This is a genomic window from Tenacibaculum pelagium, assembly GCF_014062345.1.
Lineage (GTDB): Bacteria > Bacteroidota > Bacteroidia > Flavobacteriales > Flavobacteriaceae > Polaribacter > Polaribacter pelagius.
The window spans coordinates 1-2,500 of record NZ_JACGLS010000008.1; the positions used below are offsets into that span (position 1 = coordinate 1).

General features: G+C 42.5%; 2 tRNA genes and 1 rRNA gene. All 3 read left to right on the plus strand.

The features are described 5' to 3' along the window. The first annotated feature begins 453 nt into the window (after positions 1 to 453). The 3 genes from H3Z83_RS12295 to H3Z83_RS12305 all read left to right on the plus strand — a co-directional run bounded on the left by H3Z83_RS12295 (position 454) and on the right by H3Z83_RS12305 (position 2,293). A 16S ribosomal RNA gene (locus H3Z83_RS12295) occupies positions 454 to 1,977 on the plus strand. An 81-nt stretch (positions 1,978 to 2,058) separates the two neighbouring features. Then, positions 2,059 to 2,132 (plus strand) — tRNA-Ile (locus tag H3Z83_RS12300). An 84-nt stretch (positions 2,133 to 2,216) separates the two neighbouring features. After that, positions 2,217 to 2,293, plus strand: a tRNA-Ala gene (locus H3Z83_RS12305). The last annotated feature ends 207 nt before the right edge of the window (positions 2,294 to 2,500 follow it).

A 2,500-nucleotide genomic window follows, 5' to 3' on the forward strand; every position in this document is an offset into this window, starting at 1 on the left:
AATAGCGAATGTTCATTAAAATAGTGTAAAGAAATTTTCAAAAAAAGATTAAAAATAAGTTTGATTTTATTTGTTTAGAATAAATAAAAGAGAGTATCTTTGCAGTCCGTTTTAAAAACGGAAGTTCATTAAAATTAGCGAAAAAATAAATTAAAAAAAACTTTCAGAAAAGTTTGTCAGTTTTAAAATAGTTTATAAATTTGCAACCGCTTTAAGAAAGCGATACGATCACAGAAATTTTGGAATGATTTTGAGATAATAAAATCAGCTAGTTCGAGTCTAGTATTTCTACAAAAGGTTGAGTTAAAAAAATAAGATAATACTTGTTATTGGCGACTCACCAAGTTCATTGAAAATATTGAAATTGACAGCGTAAACAAAGAGTAGAATAACCATAACTTCTAACGAAGTTAAATTCTTTTGAAACTTATTCATTAATATTATTTAAAATATACAATGAAGAGTTTGATCCTGGCTCAGGATGAACGCTAGCGGCAGGCTTAACACATGCAAGTCGAGGGGTAACAGGGAGAAGCTTGCTTTTCCGCTGACGACCGGCGAACGGGTGCGTAACGCGTATAGAATCTGCCTTGTACAGGAGGATAGCCTTTAGAAATGAAGATTAATACTCCATAATACTGAGATGTGGCATCACAATTTAGTTAAACATTTATGGGTACAAGATGACTATGCGTCCTATTAGCTAGATGGTAAGGTAACGGCTTACCATGGCAACGATAGGTAGGGGGTCTGAGAGGATTATCCCCCACACTGGTACTGAGACACGGACCAGACTCCTACGGGAGGCAGCAGTGAGGAATATTGGTCAATGGAGGCAACTCTGAACCAGCCATGCCGCGTGCAGGAAGACTGCCCTATGGGTTGTAAACTGCTTTTATACAGGAAGAAACAGTCGTACGTGTACGGCCTTGACGGTACTGTAAGAATAAGGACCGGCTAACTCCGTGCCAGCAGCCGCGGTAATACGGAGGGTCCAAGCGTTATCCGGAATCATTGGGTTTAAAGGGTCCGCAGGCGGTCAATTAAGTCAGAGGTGAAATCCCATAGCTTAACTATGGAACTGCCTTTGATACTGGTTGACTTGAGTTATACGGAAGTAGATAGAATAAGTAGTGTAGCGGTGAAATGCATAGAGATTACTTAGAATACCGATTGCGAAGGCAGTCTACTACGTATATACTGACGCTCATGGACGAAAGCGTGGGGAGCGAACAGGATTAGATACCCTGGTAGTCCACGCCGTAAACGATGGATACTAGTTGTTGGGATTTATCTCAGTGACTAAGCGAAAGTGATAAGTATCCCACCTGGGGAGTACGGTCGCAAGACTGAAACTCAAAGGAATTGACGGGGGCCCGCACAAGCGGTGGAGCATGTGGTTTAATTCGATGATACGCGAGGAACCTTACCAGGGCTTAAATGTAGAGTGACAGGGCTAGAGATAGCTTTTTCTTCGGACACTTTACAAGGTGCTGCATGGTTGTCGTCAGCTCGTGCCGTGAGGTGTCAGGTTAAGTCCTATAACGAGCGCAACCCCTATTGTTAGTTGCTAACAGGTAATGCTGAGGACTCTAGCGAGACTGCCGGTGCAAACCGTGAGGAAGGTGGGGATGACGTCAAATCATCACGGCCCTTACGTCCTGGGCTACACACGTGCTACAATGGTATGGACAATGAGCAGCCACTATGCGAATAGGAGCGAATCTACAAACCATATCACAGTTCGGATCGGAGTCTGCAACTCGACTCCGTGAAGCTGGAATCGCTAGTAATCGGATATCAGCCATGATCCGGTGAATACGTTCCCGGGCCTTGTACACACCGCCCGTCAAGCCATGGAAGCTGGGGGTGCCTGAAGTCCGTTACCGAGAGGAGCGGCCTAGGGTAAAACTGGTAACTAGGGCTAAGTCGTAACAAGGTAGCCGTACCGGAAGGTGCGGCTGGAACACCTCCTTTCTAGAGAAAGATGGTGAGTTACAAAAGGAGATTTTACTCTTTGCTGTTAATTTTAAAACACACTAATATATAAGCTATTATAGTCTCGTAGCTCAGCTGGTTAGAGCGCTACACTGATAATGTAGAGGTCGGCAGTTCGAGTCTGCCCGAGACTACAAAAACTTAAATATTAGAAAGGAAATTCTAGAAGTTGACGTAATTAAGATTAATTACTATCACTATTACTAACTACTAGTAATGGGGGATTAGCTCAGCTGGCTAGAGCGCTTGCCTTGCACGCAAGAGGTCACCGGTTCGACTCCGGTATTCTCCACCAGGCGATGCCTGGAGATAAGTAAAATTATCTTCATGAGTATTGCGGGCAGATTGTAGCTAACAAGTTTAAATACTTGTCAGTGGCGACTCGCCACAAAGTTCATTGACATATTGGTAAAATGATATCGTAAAGAATCAAGATAGAGAGTTAATCTAACGATTAACACAATATTTTTTATAAAATTAAGAATTATAAAGAGCTCGTTCT